Raw genomic sequence first — 24,825 nt, forward strand, 5'->3', positions numbered from 1 at the left:
TTATATGTATATATCCGCGTTCGAACGGATGGTTTTCCACTCTTTTATGCTGACCGCCACGTGTAGCGCGGAGCCGCTAAGCGTGATCGTGTAGGTGTACACCTTTCCCGGTTCCCATGTCACCGCCGGGATATATGCCACGTGGGGGGTATTGCCTTCCGCCTCGGTGAGGAAGTGGAAGGCGGTGGTCTTTTCCCCTACCGCTTGCGGGATGGCGAACACGATGCCCTCCCCGTCGTAGACGGTTGCTTTGCGGGTATTACCCGCGCCGAACTCTTTCACCCCTTCCCACGTGTAGCGCGGCTCGGTGTCGGAGTACGATTTGTACCAGACGATGCGGTCGGAGGGAGTACCGCCGAACGTCATGAGCCCGACCACGCAGATGTCCCGCAAGTATGCCTTGGTCACCCGGTCGGTGGTGTTTACGTCGTCGTCGTACTTGATCTCGAAGCGGAGTGCCGCGAGGGCATGCTTGAATGGCATCGTGACGGCGCCGTATCCTTCGGCGGCGGGATACCGTTCGGCGTAAGCCACCAGCAGGTCGAAATTGTCGCGGGCGATATTGTATTCCACCGTCAGCAGGTTGGCGCTCGAGGTGGTGCCTTCCACCGCGGCGGTGGAGGGGTAGTATGCCCGGAACTTGTAGTTCGCCGAGTTGACCCACGCCTTTTTCGGGGCGTATGTCCACCCGCCGCCCGCGTAGGTTACCGCTTGCGGTTGGTTGTCGAACGTTTGCACTGGTTGGCTGCCGAGCGAGTATTCCGAGTAAACGGCAAAGGTGTTGCCCTCGGTCTTCAGTCCGGCGCCGGTGACGGGAGTCCCGTCCGTCCCTCTCGCCGCCGGGGTATTCGTCGGTGCGGCTCCGGTGCTGTCGGTGAGCCCGGTGGTGAAACTCAGTTCCCTTCTCGTCGGTTCATCCGCGTCCCTCGAGCAGGCGGCTAGCAGGATTCCTCCCGCGAGTATGTATAAAAGTTCGCGTTTCATGGCTTTAATATGTCAGTTGTGAATACCAGAGTGTCCGGGGTCACTTTCAGGGTGTAGCCGCGGCGTTTCCCGCATCCCCACGTCAGCACGGCGTCGGTTTTCAATTCCCGCCCGGTGGTCGCGTTGCCGCCGTGCTCGATGTCGCAGGTCGCTTTCACGGTCACCCGCGCCCGCTGCGGTAGCATGAACAGCGGCTTTCCCGCCGCTTGTTCCGTCTCGTCCAGCGTCAGGTCGCCCTCGAAGAACACCGCCTCTCCCGTGTCGCCCGTCACGCTCCACGCCGGTTCGGGCAGCGAGCGGAAGTCCCCCTTGAACGCCACCCCCTCGAGGGCGAGCCGCCGCAGGCGGATGACGGTACCTTCCGGCACCGGCGTTTGCACCCGGAAGTCCACGGCGCACAGCGCCCTCGCGAAGGGCACCTGTACCGTTCCTCCCGACGTTCCTCCCGACCGGTCGGCTATCGGTCCGGCGAACATCAGGTCGGCGGTGTCCGTTGCCAAGTCGAAGCCCTTGAACTCGATGCCCCGCTCCGTCGAGAACACGGCGGGAAAGCTGCAGGGGGAATAAGCGAAGAACGTGGCACGCCGCTTGTCGGGAGGCCAGTGGCACGGGGTGTCCGTCGTCCACGCCTCCCCGCTCCACGTCGCGCGACAGTCGTCGAGGAACATTTCCGCCCGGTCGGCGTGGTCGTCCCACTTCCTGTCCCCCGGCAACGATAGCGCCCATACCCCGAAGGGGATGTCTGCCGGGTAGGCACAGGGGTTCGCCGCCCCGCCCCGGGAGTTCTGCTCCAGCACGGCACGGAAACGAAGTGCTACCGCTTCCTCGCGGGCGTCGCGGTTGTCGGTGCAACCGGCTGCTGCTGCCGCCAGCCATGCTATCAACCCGTGTATGATCACTTTGTTTATCATGTTCTCTCTCTTTCAATGAAAATCACTCGATCGTCAAACCCGTGCCGCCGTGTTCCACCCAATCCGTTACCGTCGTGTCGAACTCGATGTAGTTGGTGCCGAGGCTGATGATCAGCGTGTAGGTGATGTCCGTGTTCATGTACCACGCCGGGGTGACGCTTTTTATCAAAATATCTTTCGTGAACGATTCGGTTACCCCGGTGGCGTCCGTCGTCACCTCATACGCGATATTGAAACCGGCATTCGCCGCCAGCGCCTGGGGCATCACGATCCGTTTCTGGGTGCCCGCGTCTATTGCCGCTGTCGCGGTGAGGGGCTGCCCCGTCTGGTTGCTGTACTGCCCGATGTATCTCGCGTCGCGCTGTCCCGTCCAGTTGTTGTTGGCGTAATCTCCCTCGGTATAGATGTAGGTTAGTGTTACCGATTTCAGCCGTACGGTTTTACCGTCGTAAGTATTGTCCAACCTCGCCTTCACACTGACGCGTGCCAGCTTGTGGCGGAACAGCGTGGGCACCCCGTTGTACGCGTAGTTATCCTCGTTTCCCCGCTTGTCCGCGGCGATGTCCGCCACCATGAAGTCAACGCCGGAGTTGGCGTTGACGTTCCACCCGGTCAGGGTGATGCCTTCTTTGCCGCGCGAGAATCCCCCGTGCGAGGCAATCGTCGCGGGCGAGTAGGCGAAGAACGTCAACGAGCCTTGCTTGGGCCAGTAGTAAGTGGTGGCGGCGTGCCAGCTGTTGTTACCTGCATCATGCTCGATTTTCGCGTTGTTGATATACATCTCGGCGTCGCCCTTGTGGGTGTTCCACGCTTTTCCCGCGGGCAAGAAGTAAGCATACGATGCGAAGGGCACCTCCTTCGGGTACTCCGTCTTTCCCGTCATGTCTGCCCGTGCGGTGTTGCCCTGCACCACCCGGTAGGAAATCTCTCCCGGGGCAAGGCTGCCGCCCGCCTCCTCCTTCACGCACCCGGCAAGCGCCGCACTCACCCCCGCCATCAGTATGATTATCCTTTTTCTCATCTTTACCTCTCTTGTTTCACCCCGCCGGGGTGGTAAATCCTTTATCTTTTTCGTGTGACCGTGGGGAGAGTCAATTCCCCACGACCTATGGTAGTAGCGTTGTTATACCCCAACGCAACGGGTGGTCTTTGATGGGTGGTTAAATAGTAATACCGTTGTCAGTCGGCGTCCAATCTTCAACAGCCGGATCCCAAAGGATAACGCCGCTACCATCTGTACCTGCTAGATTAATTGTAATCCCGTAAGTGATGTTTTTATTTATCTCCCAATTCCCTAATTCTTTAAGTTTCTTGGTTTCAGTGACGGTCTCGGTTGTAGAGTCGTTTTCACTTGTATAGGTAGTAATCGTGTAGGTAATTTTCACGAGTTGGTCGTCAGTACTGAATGTTTGTGGTAGCATGATTGTTTGAGCGTTAGCATTTTTTGCAGTTACTGCAGTTGAAGTAACTGCTTGGTTTCCGCTAAAATGCGTGTAATCTACGCTTTCTGTTTGGGCACTCCAACTTTCAGTAGGGGTTTGCGTGTATGTTCCTATATTCTTTACTTTTTCGATGGTAATACCTGTTAGTTTGATAACTTTATCCCCTGCTTGATATTTTTTATTGGCAGTTCCATCATGATCATTTGTATAATCACGATCAGTTTTTACGGTAAAACCGATTTGAGTCAATTTATGCTTGAACAAGGTTGGAACACCTGTACGATAATAGGACTTATCACCTCCAAGTGTAGTTCCACCTGTCGTTGAATTAGCAGTTCTATCTTTTGCAATTTCGGCAACCATAAAATCGGTATTGGAGATTGTATTGACATTGAAATCTGTAACTTTGATGCCATCATCCTTTGTACATGTCAAGGAAGCTCCGGTAGGAAGGGTTTTCGGGGAATAAGCAAAAAATGTCAACGAACCTTGTTTCGGCCAATAATGAACAGTCGTGGTATCATGCCAAGTATCCGCTGCAAATGTTATGCCTTGGAGTGTACTTCCACTTTCATCATAAGAAATAGCTGCATTATTAATGTACATTTCTGCCGTAGCTTTATCAGTATCCCAATTCTTACCATTTGCAAGGAAAAAAGCATACGAACCAAAAGGTACATTTTTGTAATTCGTTTGAGCACGGCTAACAGCCTTACCTATTACGGCTTGATAAGAAAGTACGTTACTTTCGCTTTCCCCTTCCGGGGTAATCTCGTTTTTCACGCAGCTCGCGAGTGCTACACAAGCGGCAGCTGCAAATAGAATCATTTTTTTCATTGTCAATTCATTAACGTTAATCATCATTTTGTGTTCTATTTTAATTATATATATAATTTATAATTCTATATCGTGGTGTTCGTCTTCCCAGTCGTCCACGGTGGGGTCGAAGCCGCCACCCGCGGAGGCGGGAGGGTCGATCTTGATTGTTTCCTCCAGCAACAGCCAGTGTCGCTTGACGCAATCCTCGCTGGAGAAGAGGGGAGTGATGTCGAAATCGCGCTTCACGACGCGTCCGTCCGTGGTGCGGATGTCGAAAGTCACCGACAGGTTATTCGTGCGCTTGTCGATACGCCCGAAGGTGTTGAACACCGTGGCGAGGACATCGACGCCCTTGTCGTCGCTCTTTCGCAGCGTGAAATAGAGCGTGGCGGGCGGCGAGGTGGCGCACTCGTTAAGCCCAAATCGGTTGGAGGGTACCATGCCCGTCAGCACCGCCCGGGCGCTCGACACGTACTGCAAGCCGTCCACTTTGATTTGCAGGTAGTAGGTTTCCACGATCGACTCGGCATCCGTCTTCACCACGTGCAGCCCCTCGTGGAAGGGGATGGTTTCCCGCTCGCTGCGCGCCACCACCAGGTGGTCGGGTTCGTAGACCATGTAGCTCTCCTCGTCCGCCCGTCCCCCGAAATTGCTCTGTATGGACGCTGCCACCCTGTCGGTGTATGCCTCGATGGTCGCGAACCGCCCGTCGTTGCGTATCATGGTCGATTCGGTGTCGAAATTATAAATCAGCATCTCGTATGTCCCCGGGCGCACGCTGATGTCCCCTTCAAGGCAACGGGTGCCGTCCTCGGCATACGTGATGTCGGAAATGTACGTTTCCGCCGCTATCGCCTTGCTCACCGGGTCGTAGAACAGCACCCGCATCATTTCCGGCTCGATGGCGGGCACCGGTATTTTCTCGTTGTATATGTCGCACGTCACGTTCATGATCGCCTTGATGTTCACCGCCACCCGCAATGCCGTCGAGTTGCTGGCATCCTCCAGCGGACGCCTGTGGCACCCTCCCGCCAGCAGCAGCACCGCCGCCAGGAAAACCGTCACCCGTGTATTTATCCTCTTCATAGCGCCGTCCCTCCTTTCTTCCCCTTCACGGGGATATTGATCGGGCAAACCAACGCCACTTTCAGTTTCGTCAGCCCGAAATAACCTACCCGCCCCGTCTTGTAACGGTCGCGGTACAGGTGCTCGTAATCGCCGCTCGGCTCGTAATGGCGGTAGTCGCCGGACACGTATCCCGCCGAGGCGGAGAACTCCAGGTTGAAACGGCGGCTGATCTTCTTGGCGTAGCCGTAGGTGACACCCGCCGACCAGTACTCGCCTTGGTAACACCATTTCGTGTTCCACTGTATGTCGTACTTCGCCGACATCCCGTACACCCCGACGAATTGCCCGCTCAACACCTCCCGTTCGTCCGTCCGCCGGAACCACCATCGCGGCTCCACGCCCATTTCCCACATCTGGAAGCAGTATTTCCGGTCGTTCGGTCCCCAGCTCCACCACGGGAACACGTCCTCCACCGCCACGGAGAAGCGCTTGCCGATGGGAATCTCTATCTCGACGTTCAAGGCGGTGAGTAGGTCGTAGAGCAAATTGGTTTTCAGCGCGACGATCGTTTTCTTCCCCCTCGCGTCCTTTCCCGTTGCTGCCGGCAGAGAGAACGTCACCGGGGTCAATACCGGGACGGGCAACGCCGCCGCCACCGCGGGGGTAAGCCCGCTTCTCGGTACGGGCGGCTCGCCGGCGAAATAGATCACGCGGATAAACGAGCGCCGCAGGTCGGCGAAGTGGTTTTTTATAAAGTAGTGGTACAGGCGTCCCCCGTCCAGCGCTTTGAGTCGTAGTTTCTTCGTGTCGGGATGAAGGTCTGAATCAATGATTGCCAGAACGGCACGGCGGGTGTTTTCGTCCAGTGTTTTGTCAAACAGCACCTTGGCACGGAAGAGGTGCCACGCTTCCCCGTCCGCCTTCACCATGATCCGCTCCGCGAGGGCGCTGTATTCCCGGGCGAGGTACTTGTTCATCGCCATTGCCCGTCGGTCAGACAGTTTCAGGTTGTAAGCGTACCGCCCTTCCGGCGAGGAGTAGGACACCACCACGATCGTGTCTATATTCGCGATACCGACGCGGCGGATTAATCCCGCCAGATCGGCAAACGTTTTTCCCGTCCCCATGTAATTGAAATCAAGAACAGCCCGATCCCAACGGAAATTCACGGAAACCTCCGTTTCTCCGTTCCGGCATTTTTCTTGCGCCTTTACCCCTATTGTTGCAATTAATAATAGAGTAACAATAATTGTAATTCTCTCTACATACATTTTTTGTTCTTATATTTAGCACGCTACACATCGTTAAGTTGCGTTTTCCGTGTATCAACAATTCAACGATTTACGATATGCAAAAAAAATGAGAGATGGTTATTTCGACGAGAACGATAATTATTTCATTATGAGTAATAAAAAAACAGGTTAGTTTCTTTTTTTATATACAAAAAAGGCATATTTTTGCATATCGTAAATCGTTCGATTTTTGATATATTAAAAAACCGTTTCCAATGCGGCTTGCAGAAGGTCTAAACGAGTATATATCAAGCCGGAAATTATCGGTTTCATTCCGGTAAGGACTAACTTATCACGACCGGACTCATCAACAAGTACTCCCGCGATAAGTGGCAAAACCCTCGAAGAATCAGGATGAATAGGGCATCAATTCCACATCACTTCCGTGTGAAATATTTTTATTCAGCTATTACTTCCCTGTAAGAACGCTATTGTATATAGCGTTCCTATAGGGTTCTTATAGGGTTCCTATAGCGTTCTACACGGAATTGATGCGGAATTGATGCCGGAGTGGTGTCTGAATCAGGTGGGCTTTATAACTGAAGATGTATGATTTACGATTGACTCCGTTCCGGACTCCGGCTATCCTCCCCGGTACTCCATTGTATAAGCGGTACTAAAACAGCATAGGGCAAACGCGTCAAAACGCTTTTTGCCATTATAGTTAAAAGTTTATAAAGTTCGTAAGGTTTATAAGGTTTATTGACCCTAGCGGGCGCTTTGTCCACGGCAGCATGGCTGCCGGTAAACCTTGTCCGAAGGACGCCCGTTACTTTATGAACTTTATAAACTTTAGGAGCTGAAAGCTCAACTTTATGAACCGGGCAAAAAGCGTTTTGACGCGTTTGCCCTGTATATAGCACACTTTCTTTTTTGTTGTTACAAAAAAGCGTATATTTGTAAGCAGAAAAGAATAATTATAAGCTTTATTCATTCTTCGTGATAATAAAAAAATGAAAAGCAATCCAGATGGATTTATCGGATGTGAAAATATACAGGATGACTCATATTGAAAATATATTGAAGTGTCTATCAGGCATCTTCAAAATTCGAAATAAAATAATTCTTGATTTACAACAATCTAAAAAAAAGAAACTGCCCGAGCGTGTCGGACAGTCTCCCGTTGTTTGAAATTATTGAACCCGAAAACTATTTTACTTTTTCGTAGATGTAAAGTTCGTGAATTTCTCCGGTGTAACCTTCATCTTTGAACGGACCTTGTGACATACCGAGAACGATCAGGGTACCACGGTTGTTCAATACCACGAGGTCGTCATTTACCGGGTCGATAGAAAGACCTTCGATCTCTCCGGCGCGGCGGAAATCACTCATCTCGCGGAATAATTCAACTCTTCCGGCTTTCGCTCCGCCGGCAATTTTGCCTGTACGCATTACGGGTTTCCCTTTTTTGTCAAGTTTCACGCTGAAAGGGGTGTCCTTAACAACTTCAGTTCCGTCCTGCAATCCGGTGAAGTGTACTTCAGAGATGTCGGCAATGTAAATGTTGTCAGGAATATTGTATAATGATTCACCGTCATCTGAGGTGAAAAGCATTTTACCGTCAGCGATGAAAATACCTTGACACCAGTACGGGGTCGGGCGGCATTGCATCTTGGTATAGTATTGTCCTGTTTCAAGGCTGTAGCAATACACGTAACGGCTATCCACCCAGTCAGACATCCAAACCATGTTTTTCTCGCGGTCAACGGCAAGACCTGATACCTCTACTTGTCCCGATTCCGGTGACCAAGGCAGGTCGCGTTTCCATTTCAACGTTTCCGCGTCATAGATAGATACGGCGATGTTGTAACCGCGTCCGTATTCGAATTTCTCGATACCGCAATAGATTTCCCCGTTATAAATGTCGATATCACCGAAGTGGTTGGCGATTTCGGGATTCTGGAACGGTTGATCGTTCTTCATGATAAGATTACCGTGCTTATCGTATTTGTAAAGAACTTTAGTATCGGATACATAGTAATAGTTGCTGTCGATAGCAATTCCTTGACGTCCTGCCACGGGAATAACTTTCTTCAAGCGATACTCGGAGCCAAGATGTTGAGCGTTTACGGCCATACTTGCTAAAAGCAATGCCACAACAAATAATAACTTATTCATAATCAAAAATATTTAGGTTATTAATAAAGGTTTACTTTATATTAGAATTTAAGCAAACACATGATTTGCAAACTGTTGCCCGTGCCTTTGTCAACTTTATCCGTGTAGTCGGACAAGATGTAATTCACTTGGAACTTAACATCCTTGATAGGCTCGTAAGTACAACCGATCAGGTAATTGTCCTTGTTGTTGGCAGAAGTCTTGTTCGTTTTGTCGCGATACATGTCAAAACGGGCTACCGGCAAGAATTTACCGATCTTGTAGGCGGCGAGGAAGTAGAAACCGTCTTCGTCAACATTAGCGTCATCGCTCTTGATATGACCGTACTCTGCACGAAGGTCAAGACCGTTCGGATCATAATACCAAGCACCGGTGATAACGCGGTTCATGGCTTGATAATTTCCTACTACTTGTCCTGCATTGAGTTGTTTGTATTCACCCCAGTTGTAGCAACCGATGATACGCAATTTCTCGATGGGACGAACGGTGATACGACCTACAAGGTCTTTGGATTTGTTGTCGTCGTTCAACGTGGGAAGATAGCCGTTGCTCAAAGATACTTGATAGCTCAAGTGGTTGAATTTCTTGTCTTTGCTCGGAAGGAAATCCCCGTAAGCCATGATCCCGAGGTCACGACCGTAGTCGATAAGGTTGGGAGTTGAAACGGCATTGCGGCATACCATGCGGTAGCAAATATTAGAGAAATCCACTGTCTCCAATGTCGCGGGAGAGATGTCATAGTTCTCGAAACCAAGCGGCAAATAGTATTGACCCGCGCGGAAGTGTAGTCCTTTCGTGATATGCGCGTTAATGAACGCGTCCATCACCGTGATTACTTTCTTCGAGTAAGCGGTTCCGTCGGTAGAACCGGAGAAACATTCCAATTGTGCGCGGAAGTCAAATGTTTTTGACACTTGCTTGTCGATGATCAAACGCATACGTTTCAATTGGAAAGATGATCTGTTGTCGCCGTTTTTGTCACCCCAGTTGTAACCGGTTTGGATGTAACCGGAAAATTTCGGTAGTAGTGAAAGGAGTTTATTTACTTTTTGAGTAAGATCCCCGTCATTTGTTTGGGCAGTCCCTTCAGTTGTGGCAGGGGTTTGGTCGTTCTCGGCCTTAGCCCATGTAGATGTGCATACGAAAAGGGCACAACACAGCATTAACACGTTCAATAAATAACTTTTTTTCATAACAATGTTAAATTAAGTTCATACAAATTATATTCTTCTCGGAATTACTTTTTCGGATTAGCCACGTTCTCTCTTATTCCCCATTCTCCCGTGTGGAAGCGTACTTTCGGATCTCTGGTGTCGTTGCAGTTCACGATAAGCGCCCCCTCTTTTTCCCAGTATCCTTTCACCGTGTAACCGTGCATCGGACCGTCTTCCTCGCCGCGGACGGTTTTGTCGTCCGGGTTGATCACTATTTTTAAACCGCAGGATTGATTCAGCATGTCCATGTCCCCGCGGCTATTGCCACCCACTACCAGCGGGCGGGTTTTGATAAATGTCGGGATGACATTGGCTTTCCCGTCGTCTTGCGGGATCGGCAGCACGATTTCGTTTGTCAGCACCCCGTCGACAACGACAGACTTCATCCCGAGAATATTCACGTCAGGGATTCCCAATTCCTCTGATAAGAATTTTTGGTATAAAAACTCGGGAGAAGCTGTCAATATCCATACTTCAAATCCGTATTCTTTCAAATTCGCGATAAGCTGTTTCATTTCCGGGTAGAATTTTCCTTGGTATGATTCCACGTAACAATCGTAACCCAAGGTTGCCACGGCTTCGGGAGTCATTCCCGCGAGAAAATGGGCACGGTCTTCAACGTACACTTTACCCACGTTGTCGCCGTTTTTCACCATGCGGTTCAAAATAGCCATTTTTTCCTTTGACACTTTGTCATTCTTGCCCTTGTAATATTTGTCGGCGTAACGATACAGTGCTTCGTCTGCCAGATAATGAGGAACTTGCCCGAACACGGTGCCGTCCCCGTCGAACACGGCAACTTTGCGGGTATTCATGGTTAAGGTCGTGTTCAAGAATGTTTCAATGCGATCGTTAATCTCTTTTGACCATCCCTTGATCTCGCGATAGGTTTGCGCGGAGATATAAGGGGTGAAGAATAACATTACCAGAATGATAACGCTACTCGTTACGAGCTTCTTTTTCATGTTTGTTATTACTTTTTGTTGTTAACCAAATATTGTTCTTCCTTGTAAGTAAAGCTGACAAATACTATTGATAAAGCGCACGCTATCAGCAATAATATAAATGTTCCATCCCAACCGAACGAACTTTCAGAGACATAACCCATCACGACGTTTGCCAGAATCGCGGTTCCGAAGAAATACCCGAAGAAACCCGTTAGCCCGGCAGATGTTCCCGCCGCGTTCTTGGGAGCAAGGTCAAGAGCCTGCACCCCGATAAGCATCACCGGTCCGTAGATGAAGAACCCGATGGCAATCAGAGATAGCGTCACGATTGTATAGTTGTCGGAGAAATGCCAATAGAAGAAAATGAATACCGCTACAAGCGCCATGAAGATGATCGTTGTGATCGCCCGACGCCCCTTGAACACGTAGTCACTCAACCAACCACAAACAAGCGTGCCCGGTATAGCGGCAAACTCGTAAGCGAAATATGCCCATCCGGCTTCTTTGATATCGTAGCCTTGTGCCTCTTTCAAATAGGTGGGAGCCCAGTCAAGACAACCGTAGCGAACCATGTAAACGAAAGCGTTAGCGATGGCGATGAACCATAACATTTTGTTATTAAGCACGTATTTGAAGAAGATTTCTTTCGTGGTGAGGACTTCTTCCTGTTTCTCGCTATAATTTTTCGGGTAATCGTTACGCCATTTCTCGATGGTGGGCAACCCGCAGGATTGTGGCGTGTCGCGAATCATAACGTAAGCGATTAGAGCGATTAGCAAAGCTACTGCCGCGGGGAATATGTAAGTACCTATAATGAAGTATTTTGTGCTGTCAGCCCCGTAGAACCAAGAACCGAACCACATGGCTCCGTACACGGCCATCGGGCCGACAAGAGCGCCACCCACGTTATGGGCGCAATTCCAGATAGACATCTTCGTGCCCCGTTCCTTCACGGAAAACCAGTGTGTCATCACGCGTCCGCAAGGAGGCCATCCCATTCCGTTGAACCACCCCACGAGGAAGTTTAGTACCGCCATAATCACGATGGAGATGGTACCCGCCCCGAATAGTTCAATCGGGACTGCCATGAACATCATGGATAACGCGGCTAGAACCAATCCTAAAGGTAGGAATACGCGCGCGTTGCTTCGGTCGGAAACACTACCCATCAAGAACTTGGATAAGGCGTAAGCAACAGCGTTTAGAGCTAACACGATACTTAACGAGCCTTTCTCGAAGCCGTAAGGACCGTCAGGATCTGTCAAAAATGGCATCGCCATTGAAAAGTTCTTTCGCACAATGTAATAGCCGGCATATCCAACGAAAATACCGATGAATACCTGCCAACGCATGCGCTTGTACGTAGAATCAATCTCACCCTCGGGTAACTGGGTTTTGAATGGCGCTGGTTTCAAAAAGTTCCACATGTTATTAGATTTTATTTTATAATTATTAATTTAGACACACCTTTATACGTAATAAATCTTAAAAAGTTTCATCGCAACCCTAAATAGGGCATTTTAGTATGTTTTTTCTTTGATTCATTGCAATTGTATTTAATTCTCAATGTTTTTTTTATCGAATGTATTCGAAAACGTTTCCTTTCTATTTCGCAACTAATCTCTTTCAATTCACAACAAAATTAGGGATATTGATTTTTAAATCAAAATAATTTTCAATAAAATTACGTTTCTCTTTTGATTTTATTTTTATTTCTTTTTGAAAAAGATTAGTTTACCCCGCTGGTGATAATATTTATATCATTCTAAAGCATTGGCTAATATTGATATAGGATGTTCGCACCGCTTGGTCGTGGACATTTCGATTTGCCATTTACAAGTTTCGCAATCGGTAGCAACGATATCGATACCGCAACTTTCGATTTGATTGAACAAGGAAGCACCGATATCTTGTGAGGTCTTGTAATTCTCTTTCTTGAAGCCGTAAGTTCCTGCTATCCCGCAACATTGTGAATCGAGAATGGTTAATTCGATGTTGGGGATAAGTTTTAACAGTTCTATCGAATAATAAGACCAACCCAGTTTCTCCATGTGGCAAGGAGTGTGGTAAGCTACTTTAAGTTTTGTTCCTTGCTTGAAATTCAATTTCAAATCTTTTTGGCCAAGTAACCGATAGATGTAGCGTGTGGCTAATTCTATCCGGTCTCTGACATCGTCGTTTTTGACGTCCAATAGATGGGGATACTCGTCCCTGATGGTAAACGTGCAGGTTGACGAGGTGGCTATCACCGGAATGTTTTTATCGATGACGGACTTTCGAATCGAAGCTATGTTTGTTTTGGCTTGTTTTTTTGCCTGATTGATAAAGCCGTTAGAAATTAACGCGACCCCGCAGCATTTTTCTTTCTCGAGCAATTGTACCCCGATGCCGAGAGCGTTCATTACTTTCACGAGGTCTTTTCCCAGTTGCGGGTTGTTGTAGTTTGCGTAACAACCGTGGAAGTAGCTGACCTGCTTCGGGTAGGCGGCTTGCTTTTCAGCCTGTTTTTTGTACCACCCCTCGAATGTGCCGAACGAGTATTTCGGGAACGTGCGGCGGTGGTCGATCTTCATCACGCTGTCAAGGATGGCTTTCACGGGTTTTAATCCCAGCGTGGTGTTTACAATCGGGGCGAACGGGGTTGATAGCGTCCCCACCAGATCCGTGTTCGCTAGGATGAAGTCGCGTAGCGTGGGTTTCTTCTCGCTGTACTTGATGCGCGCGGACTGTATGATGTCGCCTATTCTCACGTTCGAGGGGCATGCCACCTCGCATCGCTTGCAATTAATGCAATATTTCAGAGATTCGTCATAGAAATTGAATTTCTTCAAGCGCAGGCGTTCCCCGTCCGGTCCCGCTTGCTTGGGACCCGGGTAATCCGAGTTGACGGCTGCCACCGGGCAGTAAACGGTACACACGGTACATTTGATACATTGCTCGAAATTATTGTCGCTTATATTGTGTTGTTGTAGATTCATAACATCTCCTGTTTACTTGAAATTCTGTCTGCTACATACAATGCGCTTAAAATGGAGACTCCCGCCCCGCATCCTTCTTTTATCGCGTTGAAGCCTTCCAGTATGGCTCCGGACACGTAAAGGTTCTCTATCGGTTTGCCATTTTGCAACCCCCGGAAATCTTTGTCGGTTTTTACCCCGAAAGTTTGATAGGGTTGAGCCTCGAATGCATCCCGGCTGTACCATTGTTCACGATTTCGGGAGTAAGTGATGTCCAGATTGAAGATTGGTTCGTAAACCCGTTCCGGATCGGCAATCAATCCTTGGCTGAAATAACTTCCTGTCGCCAGAATCACGTTTTTGCCCGTGAACGGGATATCCCCGTGATTGTTCGTGTAAACCCGGGAGATCCGGTCACCCTCTTTCTCTGCCCGCAGGACAATGTCGCCCAGCATGAAAACGCCGCCGGCTTCTTGGAAGCGGGCGCGCAGCTGTTGTTGTACTTGGATGCCCGGCACGGAAGGAGGGAGGGTTGGCAGTAAATAAACCGGCTTCCCGATCTCTTTTTGAAGATAGGCTAAAGCGTCTTTCCGGCTTAATCCCACGATCGCGGGTAACGCGATGATTTCGCAATCTCTGCGTTCCGCCTTGATCTGGCGAACTAATTCGTTCAGGTTGTCTTGGTTGTCAAACACTCTGGCGATATTCACGGAACGCATTTCTGTCGGGTTTTTCCGTAAACGCTCCAAGGCGGGAAAATTAATCAAGTGGGTGGTACATGTCGTGCCTATTTTTGCCAGTTCGTCAACAATGAACTGGGTATAGAAATCAAGAAATCCCGTCACGTTGAAAATCCCGACTTTCTTCCATTGAATCCGGTTCGCGTTTTCGCCTTGCAAATGATCTTCCAAGGTTAGCCATGTCGGTTTTAACGTACCCATCGGGGTTACTCGGTAGTGATTCTGTTCTGCTTTTCCTTTTGTCGGGATGCCCGTGTCTTGCAGGAAGGTTTCCGCTTCTGCGGTCAATTGCGCGAACTTGCTTGTTCCCAGCTTCGCGTAAGGATGCGCGGGTGCTTGCTCGATCAATTCTCCGATTGCTTCCAGCGGTTTGTTCACGCTTTTCCCGTCCGGTAGCGCGTTTAGTAAATCAAAAGAACCGGAAGAGAAATGCAAGGCGCTTTGCCCGGAAGAAATAATGACACAGCGTTGTCCTTGCTTGGACAATTGTATCCCGGAAATTAAGCCGGACAGACCGCCACCGATGATAATGGTATCGAATTTCATAATTATTCTTTTGAAGATGATGTTAGCCCGCATACGGCTTCGTATATCCACGCGGTGTATTCACTTTCACGTAATGTATCGCCCCACGCGATGGGTGCCATGCCTTTCCATCTCTCGTTCAAGAAAGAGGTAAGGTCTGATTTCGCTCTTTTCGTGCAGGCTTTTTTCATGTTGCTCATTAATCCGGCGGCTCGGCAGGCACAGAGTTCTCCTTGGCAAGTGCCCATTCCCACGCGGGTTCTTCTTCGCAAGTCAACCAGATTGTTTACATCCAACTCGTTCAAGGCGTACTTCGCTTCTCCCACGGATACTTCTTCACATTCGCAGATCAAGCTGTTGTCCAAGGCGGTATTCCCTGAAAACTGGTCTGCCATATCCCCGTGGCGGTTGATTGTGGCGTTGCGTTGCGCGAGCGGAACGGATATGATTTTTTTACTTGTTTCTTCGGCATTTCCTCTGGAGCCGGGTAATTTTTCCGTGGCGGTGGTGCAAGGGGTTGAAACGTTTAGTTTCTTGCAAACCAAGTCGGTCGTCCATTCGGACATCAACCGGTAGGTCATGAGCTTTCCGCCCGTGATGGTGATAAGGCCTTCCAGCCCGTCTCTCTTCGCGTGGTCCAGTAGCACGATACCCCGGCTTACGTTTCTTCCGCTGGGATCATCGTCTGATGCAACTAGCGGTCGGACTCCCGCGTACGCTCTTAGGATGCGGGTTTGTGCCAGTAGCGGGGATAATTTTTCTCCTTCCCGCAATAGTAAGTCCACTTCTTCCGGGGTGACGTACATGTTGTCCACTTCCTCGTAAGGTACTTTGCTGGAAGTTGTTCCGATAAGGCAGATGGTATCGCCCGGCACGAGAATATCGGCGTCGGCGGGCTTGCGGCATCTGTTCAGCACGATGTTGTTTACCCGGTGCCCGAAAATCAACAAGGCTCCCTTGGCGGGTAGCATGTTGATATTGATTCCGGCCAGTTTGGCTATATTGTGTCCCCATATACCCCCGGCGTTGACAACGACGGAGCCGTAATAGGATTTTGTTTCTTTCGTTTTGTGGTCAAGGACTTTGATGCCCGTGATGCGGTCTTGCTCGCGGATGAGTTCCGTGACCTCGTGATAAGTCAGCACGGTGGCACCGTGTAGTTTCGCGTCCATGATATTGGATGCTGTCAGGCGGAACGGGTCGACCGCTCCGTCCGGAACTCTTACCGCTCCAATGATATCGGGATTGGCGGAAGGTTCCATCTTTATAGCTTCTTTTGGATCGATCACGTCAGCCCGAATACCTGCTTGCCTGCAGGCGTCAACAAATTTGGACTGATAATTTATGTCATCTTCGGGAAGGGTGAGGAAGAGTCCGTCGGTTTCTTCCACGCAGTGGCTGGCGATTTTACGAAGAATCATATTTTCTTTGATACATTCTTCCGCGGATTCTTTGTCGGTTACCGCGTAGCGAGCGCCGCTATGCAACAGCCCGTGATTGCGTCCCGTGGCTCCGGTGGAAATATCGAATCTTTCAACCAAAAGCACCCGCAGTCCCCTGCGGGAACAATCTCTGGCAGTGCCGGCTCCTGTCGCGCCGCCGCCGATGATGATTACATCAAATGGTTTTGTTGTCTCGTGCTGTGTCATGTCCAAAAGATTTTATTATCGCAAAGGAAAGAATAAAACGAAAGAAAACAAAATAATATCGCAATAAAATCACCTAAAAACGAAAGTAAATGAAAGAACGAGTTCCGTTTCGTGTTTTGAATAGCTTTCAAATACTCTTGAATGAGGAAAAATGAAATCTCTTTTACTATATATATATAAGGTATGGGAAAAATAAATTATTGTTGGTAAATACTAGATGTGAATTAAAGGTGGTAGAAAACTGTGGTTAGATCAAGTAAAATTTATCTTGTATGATTTGTGTGGCAAGTGTTGAATAAGTGATGTGCTAGTAGTGACAAGAGTGTCGGTATTTAATCTACAATAGAGGTGTGTTCGAGAGGGGGTATTGATTTACTTATGTTGTTGAATTGATGTTGTGCCGTTTCGGAACGGTTGTAGAAAAAGAGAACAACGATTCAACAACGGTAGAACAAGCCGACTTGAAACTGACTTTATCTGATTGTTTGTGGGAGTCTGTGAGGAGCGGGCTTGATAAATAAAAGGAGAAGACAAAGAACATTAACGGGATAAATATCTTTGTCTTCTCACATCACCAACCGATTAACATACCCCAATTGCTTGGGGATTTCACCAATAATCGCTATATTTGTAACAAACGATACACAAAGGTAATACAAATTTGGAAGAATGCAAAATCAAATTGGATTATTTTTTGGTAATAGATAAAATTTAAATTAATTCTAAATAAAAGGGTATGTCATTTTCCGAGAGATTGCAAGAGGTGATGAACGAGAAAGGTTACACGAAATACCGTGTGGCGAAGGCATTAAACATGTCGGCTACTACCATTTCAAACTACCTGAATAACAAGACGAAGCCTGATACCACAAAATTGGAGGTGCTGAGTCACTTGCTGGGAGTAAACCGGAATTGGCTTGTAAGTGGCGAGGGCGAGAAATACCGTAAAGTTGTTGCGGTTGATGATGATTCTTTAGGGGTTGATTCAGTCGGCGAGGATGATAGTATAATGACACGTCATCTGGTGGCGATTGTTGATAAACAAGCTTCTTCTTTAAAGGCTAAGGATGAGCAGATGACTATGTTGCTTGCGACAAATGAACTGTTGTTAAGGAAATTTGCTTCTCTTCTGGAGAAGTTGCTCGAGAAATTTTGAGATAGTATAATATTGGAATAATACTTCACGAGTGCCACAAGGATTTGAAATCGTTTTTTGGGCATTCGTGAAGTATTTTTTTTGTCTTTTCTCGGGAAAATTCTCTTTGATATATATTTTTTTTGAAAAATATTTCAAATAGTAATCTCCCGTTTTTTAATTCGTTTTTTCAAAGTATTTTTCCATGACAAATAGAGAAATTAGTTTTTCTCTTTTTTTATTCCGGAATTGAGCCACGTACTCGTGAGCGTGTTTTATAATTTCGAGAGCCTCATTCTCGTGCTCGATGTAATAATTAACTTTCTCGATCAGGTCGGAATAATCTTCCTTGATTTCAATATAGTGATAATCGGGGATTAATTTACCTTCCATGAACCAAGTTTCACAAGTAGGTTTGGGCATTACAGCGATGGAGTTGGAATACATTACCCATTTCAAGTTGCTTGCCACGTCATTCCCCTCGAGTGCCATGATGAATTTGTACTTGAGATGCTCGCGTAGTGTTATTTTGGGTTTTCTCCATTCCGCGGGTATGTTGGGACTACTGCCAACTTCTCCGACATCGCACATGGGATGATCGATAAACTTTGAAATGAACTGTTGTCTGCGAGGTTTCGAGCCTGCCTTGCCTCTAAAAATGATTTTATTCATTTTTCCGGAGAAAGGTATCGTGTCTTTGAGAAAAATGAAATGGCGTATCTTGTCGAGATTCAATAGAACCGAATTTTTATTATTGGGATGAAGAGGACGGCTTTTCACGATGGCCGGATAGGCGGGAACGTGAACGATGTCACCGGGCAAATGTTGCCATTTTAGAGATTTCGAGAACCAGCGGGTGAATTCGTAGGTATCAAAGAAGTAAACGGATTGTTTTTCCCTTTTGGTGAACTTGTGATTTGCCAGACGGGGAGAAGTGTCCGGTAATTTCACGGGTTCTGACAGTTTGTTATAATACTCGACACGTTCTTGTATGTAAGGGAAATCCGGTCGTTTCATGGCTTTTTTCAATATTTTTTCACGACGGTTGCGGAGTATGATTTGCGGGATTGCATAACGAGTCATGTTTTGAATATAGTAAATCCATTTCGGATTCTTTCCACTACGAAGACGATAGATTAACTGCATGTCTGATATCATGTTTCTACCTCTATCTCCAAAAGGTAATTATAACCGTTAAAAGCGTGGAGATACTTGTTTTATCTATCTTTTATATCTCGCGGAATGTTCTGTTGCAAACAATTCATTCGCCTTTTAATGTATATTATACACGACATACAATATCATGTCCACCAAACAGAACATTGTAGTAATTAAGATTCTAAAGATAAGAATCCAAACAAACGCCTTTAAAATATCTTCTATCTGAAACGCTCAGATGACAATGTAAAAATAGATATTTTTTGGTATTTGACAAATAGTAGGCTAAATAAATCGGACTTCGGCGGAAAACCGGAGTTTACATCATGGTGTTTCTTAAATCTTTGCATATTGCAAAGATTTAAGAAGTGAATGACAGACTATCCGGTATTATTCTATATTGATTTCGATGTCAGTGTATATAGTGACGGATTTTTGTAGATGTTTTATTAAGGCAACCAGAGCATCGTGCGCTTCGAATGGCAAATGCGAGAACTTGTCCAGCCAAGAGAGAATGTAGTGTTGTTGGCGAGTAATTTCATAGATCGTGGCTTTCAGAAAATTTCGTTCCCAAAGAATTTTTTGTCGGGATACAAAATTTTTAAGATTTGTGGTTATGCAATATCCCGTGTCATCTTGTCGTATCGAGATAGCGGGATTGATTTTTATGATTTGAACGGAACGTCTTTGTTCATCTTTTTCATTGTAGACGTGAGGATGTCCTGCGAGAAGAATTATCTTGTCTTCTTTGGAAAGATTCGGGTAGGCTAATTCACAGTCCCAATCGGTCATGTCGGGGACGGAGCCTTCGAAGAGTCTTGGTGCGGCTATAGGCATGCCGGATGTCCATGTGATTCCATCCTTTGTTTTCTGTAGCTTGGGGACAATCATCCACTGTTGTTTGCCCCATGTGCGTATAAAGTATGCGATCCGGAATGTGTTTGTTCGTGTGGCCAAGAGTTCTTTCGTCCTATCTTTTTGAATGATTGGTGTGAATGTCTGTTCCACGAGAGGGGCAAATGTTTTTTCCCATTTTCCCGTTAGTATGGTATTTTGTTTAAAAGATACTGAGTTTTTTCTCGATAAACATTTGTTTACTAAAGACGGAATGTCCCAACCTAGTTTAGCGGCTTGATGTTCGAGGAATGTCAATGAACCGTCGACGGCTAGTCCGAGGTATTGTTTCATGCTGTTCAGTAGATATTGGGACAAGGGGGGAAGAGAGCCTTCTGCCGGTAGTAAGCGAGTGATTTCTTCCGGGCTTTTGTTCATTTTGTTTGCCCACGCGAGCCGTTCGAAAATGTCGTCGGGAGGGAGAATGTTTAGCGGGGAATTGATATCGATAGATGTTTTAGAATCTAGCAGGTAAGCCATGGCTTTACCGAATAGGAATATGGGGTATTGGGTGGGGCGATAGTCGTCGAATATCGTTTTATTTGATTCCCCTTCCGAAAAATATCGAAGGGCACGCGAGTAATCACCTTGATAAAGGTAGTACATTCCCAATAAGGATGCTCCTTCTCTGGTGGCGGGATTTACGTTGTCGGGAATTTGATCTGATTTGCCGGGAAGCAAGAGTGTTAGGATTGCCCGTGTATCTTGCAAGGTGGCATGAAAGAGGGGAGAGTTTTTGTGTATAACGGTAAATCGGTCATACCAACAAGCGATGGACGGGTTAGGATGAATCTGTTCGATTTGTAACCGGACAATGTCCCGGAAGTGGCGTATAAGGTATTTTTCGGGAAATGTTGTTTCGAGATGAAAGGATGATTTCATCTTTGAGGCTGTGTTGAGAAGTTGCTGTTTATAAAAATGCGGGATCGGGAAATGGTCGTGATCCGGTAATTTTACATCAAAGAATATAGCTAGTATCCTCTCTCTCGTGGGGCGTCCTGTTCGATTTACTTTTTCCCAGAATTGTGGAGTGCTGACTTCTTGCTCGATATCGCGCCCCTCTTTTACCTGTTGCAGGAATAGTAGAATGGTTAATTCCAGAGCTAACATAGACGTGTAGTAATCATCAGTACTTCCGCCTTCCATGCAATACCAAACAATTTTAGCCTGTTGGAGCCTTTTGAAGGTCGCGTGTAATTCGGAACGGGGGGAAGTGACGTCAGGGAATAAACTTTCCATATCCTTCCTGTTGATAGGGCAACAAGAGTGTGCTAACATGTCTACGATAAGTTTTGCCTGACCGGATAATGATCGATAGACTTCCAATTGAGATTCGAATGAGATATCCATAAGTAATAAATATAGGTTTTTACAAATTTAAGAAAATAATTCCGGAAATATATCTATGTAGGTGTAATGTGTGTTGTTTTTGGTTGTTTGATTACCTGCATTATTTTGTGATAGATTATATTATTTATAAAGGATTATTATTACTTTTAGAGCGTGTTTGAAGAAGAAGGAATATAATCAGTGTTTAAATATTAAAGTGTTGTTGTATGAAAAGAGTAATGAAGACCTTATTATTTGCTATGGCAATTTTTTCGGGCGGACTATTTTGCTCGTGTTCTTGTAAAGTGGACAAGAAGGCGGCTCAAAAAGTGATGCCTATCGAGGTGCCTGTGCCGGAACGTCCGGTGGGACAGAAAGATGTGCTGGGGTTGGTGACTCCCAAGTTGGATACCGTGCGTGTCGGGTTTATCGGGTTGGGGATGCGGGGACCGGGAGCGGTAGAAAGATTCACGCATATACCGGGTACAAAAGTCGTGGCTCTCTGTGATATCGTTCCCGAACGGGTGGATAAGACGCAAGGGATATTGAGACGTGCCGGATTGCCGGAGGCGGCGGGTTATTCGGGAAGTGAAGACGCATGGAAGCAACTTTGCGAACGGGATGACATTGACTTGGTGTATATCGCCACGGATTGGCTGCATCACGCGCCGATGGCTCTTTACGCGATGGAACACGGTAAACACGTGGCAATAGAGGTTCCTGCCGCCATGAATATGGAGGAGATTTGGGCGTTGATTAACATGGCGGAGAAAAAGCAATTGCATTGCATGATGTTGGAAAATTGCGTGTATGATTTCTTCGAGTTGACCACGTTGAACATGGCGCAACATGATGTCTTCGGGGAAATACTTTACGTCGAGGGTGCTTACATTCATAATCTTGACGAGTTCTGGGCTTATTACTGGAATAACTGGCGTATGGACTACAACCGGAAACACCGGGGGGATATTTACGCCACTCACGGCATGGGGCCTGCTTGTCAATTGCTGGATATCCACCGCGGCGATAAGATGAATTATCTTGTTTGCATGGACACGAAAGCTGTTTCTGCACCGGAGTATATCAAAAACAAAACGGGTGAAGAGGTGAAGGATTTCAAGAACGGGCAACACACGGTGACGTTAATTCACACGGAGAACGGTAAGACGATACAGATGCAGCATAACGTGACATCGCCCCGTCCGTACAGTCGGATGTACCAGTTGACAGGTACGAAAGGTTTTGCCAATAAATACCCGATACAAGGCTACGCCCTGCAACCCTCGCAGGTATCCTCGGACGTGATGCCGGATCACGAGAATCTGAACGCTCACGGTTTCGTGCCGCAAGAAGTGAAGAAAGCCTTGATGGAAAAATACAAACATCCCATTCAAAAGGAATTGGAAGAACAAGCCAAGAAGGTCGGCGGACACGGCGGCATGGATTTTATCATGGATTATCGCCTCGTGTATTGCTTGCAGAACGGTTTGCCGTTGGATATGGACGTGTATGACTTGGCGGAATGGTGTTGTCTCGGTGAATTGACTGCACTTTCACTGGAAAACAACAGTGCTCCCGTGGCAATTCCGGATTTCACCCGCGGCGGTTGGAATAAGATCAAGGGGTATCGTCACGCTTTCATGAAATGAAAGATGATGGAATAGCTTGGGATTAAGAGCTTATATATAAGAGGAGGTGTCAAAATAAGACATTTCCTCTTTTTTTATTATAAAATTAAATTGGAAATAGACGAGTAATTGTTTTTTTCTCTACTTTTGGAGAAACAAAGAGCGTGGAGTTGGTGTATGATATCTAAAAATAAGGGGTATACTATTGATAGATTGGTAAAAAAGGATCCAATGGCTTTTCGTGCTTTTCATCAGGAGCACGTGAAGTTGTTTTACCAGTTTTGTACACGGTTTGTCGACGATTCGGAAATCGTGAGGGATATTGTGCAGGAGGCGTTTATCGCCATGTGGGAGCGAATTACTACTTTTCGGGAAGAGGCTCACGTGAAGGCTTTCCTTTATGCCGCCGTACGAAACCGGGCGATAAATTATTTGCGGGATCGGCAAGTAGAGATTCGGGGGCGGGAGAAATTGTTTCAGTTACAGAACGAGACGGAGTTTCGGGATATTGTCGTTGAGGAAGAAATGTATGATTTCCTTTGTAAAAAGATAGAAATGCTGTCGGAAATGCAACGTGAGGTACTATGGATGCATGTCGACGGTTTGTCGAACGAGGAGATCGCGAGAAAATTGAATATTTCGGTGAATACGGTACTTACCCATAAACAACGGGCAAAGAGTATATTAAGGGAATATTTGAAGGACTTCTCTGTTTTTTTACTCATTTTTATGTGATTTTTTTTATTTGCTTGTAGTCGTTTTCACGAGGTTTCGTGTGTTAGTATAAAATACTTGAAAGAAATCGTATGAACGACGGGTTGGCATTTGAAAAAATAGATGAATATACTTCTTTATTAAAGAAATATTTCGACGGGCAGTTGAACAAGGAGGAACGGGTTCGATTGGCAAGGTGGTTGAGACAGGATAGGAAGAATCGTGAATTGTTCATGAATGTACGGTCGATAAGTCTGTTGAAAGAGCATTACGAGAGGAGGAGCGAAATAGATACACGGCAGGAGTTCGATTTATTGGTATGGCGGTATCCCCGTGTGCGAGGGGGACGGAGAGTATACGCATGGTGTTATGTCGCTGCTGCGGTAGTACTTTTGTTGATTATCGGCGGGGGGATATTTTTCAGTACCCGGACAGTCCCGGAGAATACCCCGGGGAAAACTGTATCCGCTGGAAAATTATATGCTTTATTAACAACGGCCGACGGTAAGGTCGTGCCGATTTGTCAAGGGAGCGAATCGGGCGATAATGCAGGCTTCCGTATCAAGGATTCGATAAAGCAATTAGTATGCGGGGGTGGGGAAATGCGCGGGGATACGGTTTGTTATCATCGATTGGATATTCCTCGGGGAGGAGAGTACAGTGTGGTATTGGAAGATGGAACTTTAGTCCGTTTGAATTCCGAATCGAGTATTCGTTTTCCCGAATTTTTCAGTGATTCGACTCGTGGAATAGAAGTGAGGGGCGAGGTCTATTTGGAAGTGGCTAAAGATGTATCAAGACCTTTTATCGTGGAATCGGGTAGGTTGAGGACAGAAGTGTTGGGTACGCGTTTCGGAATGTCGGTTTATCCTGCCGAGGATTTGTGGATGACGACATTGGCAGAAGGATGCGTGCGTGTGACGTTGGACGGGGAGGACAAGCTTGTATTGAATTCGGGACAACAAGCGTATGTCGTTGGCAGTCGGTTGGAAAAGAGAGAGGTGAATGTTGATAAGGAATTAGCGTGGGTACAGGGATTTTTCGTGTTTGAGCATGACGAGTTGGTACATGTCGTAAATCGTTTATCGCGTTGGTATGATGTCACTTTTGTGTTTGATGACGAAAATCTGAAAGCTTATCAGTTCACGGGGACGGTAAGTAGGGATTATGGTCTGGATAGAATACTGGATTTGATAGAGAGGATGAATATCGTAACTTTTGAGAAATCAGAAAGGAGTATTGTAATAAAAACAAACGGCAAAGCCGGAAAGTATAATTAAGGCCTATAATTACCGTCTTTG

The 24,825-nt window shown here is 47.1% G+C and carries 19 protein-coding genes; 4 read left to right on the forward strand and 15 right to left on the reverse strand.

The features are described 5' to 3' along the window. From Q5866_RS08655 to glpA, 13 genes are all read right to left on the reverse strand, one after another. Window positions 1–984 carry a fimbrillin family protein gene (locus Q5866_RS08655; protein WP_292269888.1) on the reverse strand — a complete coding sequence of 328 codons (984 nt, stop codon included), beginning with the start codon at window positions 982–984 and terminating at the stop codon, window positions 1–3. After that, a complete protein-coding gene (locus Q5866_RS08660) occupies window positions 981–1,895 on the reverse strand; it encodes a fimbrillin family protein (RefSeq protein ID WP_292269891.1) in 915 nt (304 codons plus the stop codon). Before Q5866_RS08660 ends, Q5866_RS08655 begins: the two co-directional genes overlap by 4 nt. A 22-nt stretch (window positions 1,896–1,917) precedes the next feature. Continuing rightward, window positions 1,918–2,916, reverse strand: a complete 999-nt coding sequence (locus Q5866_RS08665) for a fimbrillin family protein (protein WP_292269893.1) — start codon at window positions 2,914–2,916, stop codon at window positions 1,918–1,920. Between the two features lie 139 nt (window positions 2,917–3,055). Next, the gene (locus Q5866_RS08670) at window positions 3,056–4,201 is read right to left on the reverse strand and encodes a fimbrillin family protein (RefSeq protein ID WP_303179850.1); all 1,146 of its coding nucleotides are present in this window, start codon (window positions 4,199–4,201) and stop codon (window positions 3,056–3,058) included. Between the two features lie 30 nt (window positions 4,202–4,231). Continuing rightward, the gene (locus tag Q5866_RS08675; protein WP_292269897.1) at window positions 4,232–5,242 is read right to left on the reverse strand and encodes a DUF5119 domain-containing protein; all 1,011 of its coding nucleotides are present in this window, start codon (window positions 5,240–5,242) and stop codon (window positions 4,232–4,234) included. Then, on the reverse strand, window positions 5,239–6,495 hold the full coding sequence (locus Q5866_RS08680; RefSeq protein ID WP_292269900.1) for a DUF3575 domain-containing protein: 1,257 nt from the start codon (window positions 6,493–6,495) through the stop codon (window positions 5,239–5,241). Before Q5866_RS08680 ends, Q5866_RS08675 begins: the two co-directional genes overlap by 4 nt. Window positions 6,496–7,665: 1,170 nt before the next feature. Next, window positions 7,666–8,634, reverse strand: coding sequence for a hypothetical protein (locus Q5866_RS08685; protein ID WP_099294324.1), 969 nt, complete (start codon window positions 8,632–8,634; stop codon window positions 7,666–7,668). Between the two features lie 41 nt (window positions 8,635–8,675). Continuing rightward, window positions 8,676–9,827, reverse strand: coding sequence for a porin (locus Q5866_RS08690; RefSeq protein ID WP_292269902.1), 1,152 nt, complete (start codon window positions 9,825–9,827; stop codon window positions 8,676–8,678). 44 nt (window positions 9,828–9,871) lie between these two features. Next, the gene (locus tag Q5866_RS08695) at window positions 9,872–10,813 is read right to left on the reverse strand and encodes an HAD family phosphatase (protein WP_099294320.1); all 942 of its coding nucleotides are present in this window, start codon (window positions 10,811–10,813) and stop codon (window positions 9,872–9,874) included. 8 nt (window positions 10,814–10,821) lie between these two features. Then, the gene (gene pgtP / locus Q5866_RS08700; protein WP_099294319.1) at window positions 10,822–12,222 is read right to left on the reverse strand and encodes a phosphoglycerate transporter protein PgtP; all 1,401 of its coding nucleotides are present in this window, start codon (window positions 12,220–12,222) and stop codon (window positions 10,822–10,824) included. A 333-nt stretch (window positions 12,223–12,555) separates the two neighbouring features. After that, window positions 12,556–13,773 (reverse strand): anaerobic glycerol-3-phosphate dehydrogenase subunit GlpC, encoded by a 1,218-nt coding sequence (glpC, locus tag Q5866_RS08705; RefSeq protein ID WP_303179851.1) that lies wholly within the window; start codon window positions 13,771–13,773, stop codon window positions 12,556–12,558. Further along, on the reverse strand, window positions 13,770–15,038 hold the full coding sequence (gene glpB, locus Q5866_RS08710) for a glycerol-3-phosphate dehydrogenase subunit GlpB (protein WP_303179852.1): 1,269 nt from the start codon (window positions 15,036–15,038) through the stop codon (window positions 13,770–13,772). The genes glpC and glpB overlap by 4 nt, the downstream gene beginning before the upstream one ends. A gap of 2 nt (window positions 15,039–15,040) precedes the next feature. Next, window positions 15,041–16,666: an anaerobic glycerol-3-phosphate dehydrogenase subunit A gene (glpA, locus tag Q5866_RS08715; protein WP_303179853.1), complete on the reverse strand. Its 1,626-nt coding sequence runs from the start codon at window positions 16,664–16,666 to the stop codon at window positions 15,041–15,043. Between the two features lie 736 nt (window positions 16,667–17,402). Here glpA and Q5866_RS08720 point away from each other — a divergent pair. Further along, window positions 17,403–17,822 carry a helix-turn-helix domain-containing protein gene (locus Q5866_RS08720; protein ID WP_303179854.1) on the forward strand — a complete coding sequence of 140 codons (420 nt, stop codon included), beginning with the start codon at window positions 17,403–17,405 and terminating at the stop codon, window positions 17,820–17,822. A 156-nt stretch (window positions 17,823–17,978) separates the two neighbouring features. Here Q5866_RS08720 and Q5866_RS08725 read toward each other — a convergent pair whose 3' ends face one another. Next, a complete protein-coding gene (locus Q5866_RS08725; protein ID WP_303179855.1) occupies window positions 17,979–18,947 on the reverse strand; it encodes a glycosyltransferase in 969 nt (322 codons plus the stop codon). 402 nt (window positions 18,948–19,349) lie between these two features. Then, complete coding sequence (locus Q5866_RS08730; protein ID WP_303179856.1) at window positions 19,350–21,092, reverse strand: hypothetical protein; 1,743 nt, start codon at window positions 21,090–21,092, stop codon at window positions 19,350–19,352. 350 nt (window positions 21,093–21,442) lie between these two features. Between Q5866_RS08730 and Q5866_RS08735 the strand changes: the two genes are divergently transcribed. From Q5866_RS08735 to Q5866_RS08745, 3 genes are all read left to right on the forward strand, one after another. Continuing rightward, window positions 21,443–22,831, forward strand: a complete 1,389-nt coding sequence (locus Q5866_RS08735) for a Gfo/Idh/MocA family protein (RefSeq protein ID WP_303179865.1) — start codon at window positions 21,443–21,445, stop codon at window positions 22,829–22,831. A 210-nt stretch (window positions 22,832–23,041) separates the two neighbouring features. Next, a complete protein-coding gene (locus tag Q5866_RS08740) occupies window positions 23,042–23,545 on the forward strand; it encodes an RNA polymerase sigma factor (protein ID WP_176555160.1) in 504 nt (167 codons plus the stop codon). A gap of 71 nt (window positions 23,546–23,616) precedes the next feature. After that, window positions 23,617–24,804 (forward strand): FecR domain-containing protein, encoded by a 1,188-nt coding sequence (locus tag Q5866_RS08745; protein ID WP_099294305.1) that lies wholly within the window; start codon window positions 23,617–23,619, stop codon window positions 24,802–24,804. Window positions 24,805–24,825: the final 21 nt, after the last annotated feature.

The sequence above is a fragment of the uncultured Butyricimonas sp. genome, assembly GCF_959596855.1.
GTDB lineage: Bacteria > Bacteroidota > Bacteroidia > Bacteroidales > Marinifilaceae > Butyricimonas > Butyricimonas muris.

Coding starts and splice junctions, on each gene's coding strand:
- Q5866_RS08655 (WP_292269888.1), bottom strand. CDS start 984: ATGAAACGCGAACTTTTATACATACTCGCGGGAGGAATCCTGCTAGCC.
- Q5866_RS08660 (WP_292269891.1), bottom strand. CDS start 1,895: ATGATAAACAAAGTGATCATACACGGGTTGATAGCATGGCTGGCGGCA.
- Q5866_RS08665 (WP_292269893.1), bottom strand. CDS start 2,916: ATGAGAAAAAGGATAATCATACTGATGGCGGGGGTGAGTGCGGCGCTT.
- Q5866_RS08670 (WP_303179850.1), bottom strand. CDS start 4,201: ATGATGATTAACGTTAATGAATTGACAATGAAAAAAATGATTCTATTT.
- Q5866_RS08675 (WP_292269897.1), bottom strand. CDS start 5,242: ATGAAGAGGATAAATACACGGGTGACGGTTTTCCTGGCGGCGGTGCTG.
- Q5866_RS08680 (WP_292269900.1), bottom strand. CDS start 6,495: ATGTATGTAGAGAGAATTACAATTATTGTTACTCTATTATTAATTGCA.
- Q5866_RS08685 (WP_099294324.1), bottom strand. CDS start 8,634: ATGAATAAGTTATTATTTGTTGTGGCATTGCTTTTAGCAAGTATGGCC.
- Q5866_RS08690 (WP_292269902.1), bottom strand. CDS start 9,827: ATGAAAAAAAGTTATTTATTGAACGTGTTAATGCTGTGTTGTGCCCTT.
- Q5866_RS08695 (WP_099294320.1), bottom strand. CDS start 10,813: ATGAAAAAGAAGCTCGTAACGAGTAGCGTTATCATTCTGGTAATGTTA.
- pgtP (WP_099294319.1), bottom strand. CDS start 12,222: ATGTGGAACTTTTTGAAACCAGCGCCATTCAAAACCCAGTTACCCGAG.
- glpC (WP_303179851.1), bottom strand. CDS start 13,773: ATGAATCTACAACAACACAATATAAGCGACAATAATTTCGAGCAATGT.
- glpB (WP_303179852.1), bottom strand. CDS start 15,038: ATGAAATTCGATACCATTATCATCGGTGGCGGTCTGTCCGGCTTAATT.
- glpA (WP_303179853.1), bottom strand. CDS start 16,666: ATGACACAGCACGAGACAACAAAACCATTTGATGTAATCATCATCGGC.
- Q5866_RS08720 (WP_303179854.1), top strand. CDS start 17,403: ATGTCATTTTCCGAGAGATTGCAAGAGGTGATGAACGAGAAAGGTTAC.
- Q5866_RS08725 (WP_303179855.1), bottom strand. CDS start 18,947: ATGCAGTTAATCTATCGTCTTCGTAGTGGAAAGAATCCGAAATGGATT.
- Q5866_RS08730 (WP_303179856.1), bottom strand. CDS start 21,092: ATGGAAAGTTTATTCCCTGACGTCACTTCCCCCCGTTCCGAATTACAC.
- Q5866_RS08735 (WP_303179865.1), top strand. CDS start 21,443: ATGGCAATTTTTTCGGGCGGACTATTTTGCTCGTGTTCTTGTAAAGTG.
- Q5866_RS08740 (WP_176555160.1), top strand. CDS start 23,042: ATGGCTTTTCGTGCTTTTCATCAGGAGCACGTGAAGTTGTTTTACCAG.
- Q5866_RS08745 (WP_099294305.1), top strand. CDS start 23,617: ATGAACGACGGGTTGGCATTTGAAAAAATAGATGAATATACTTCTTTA.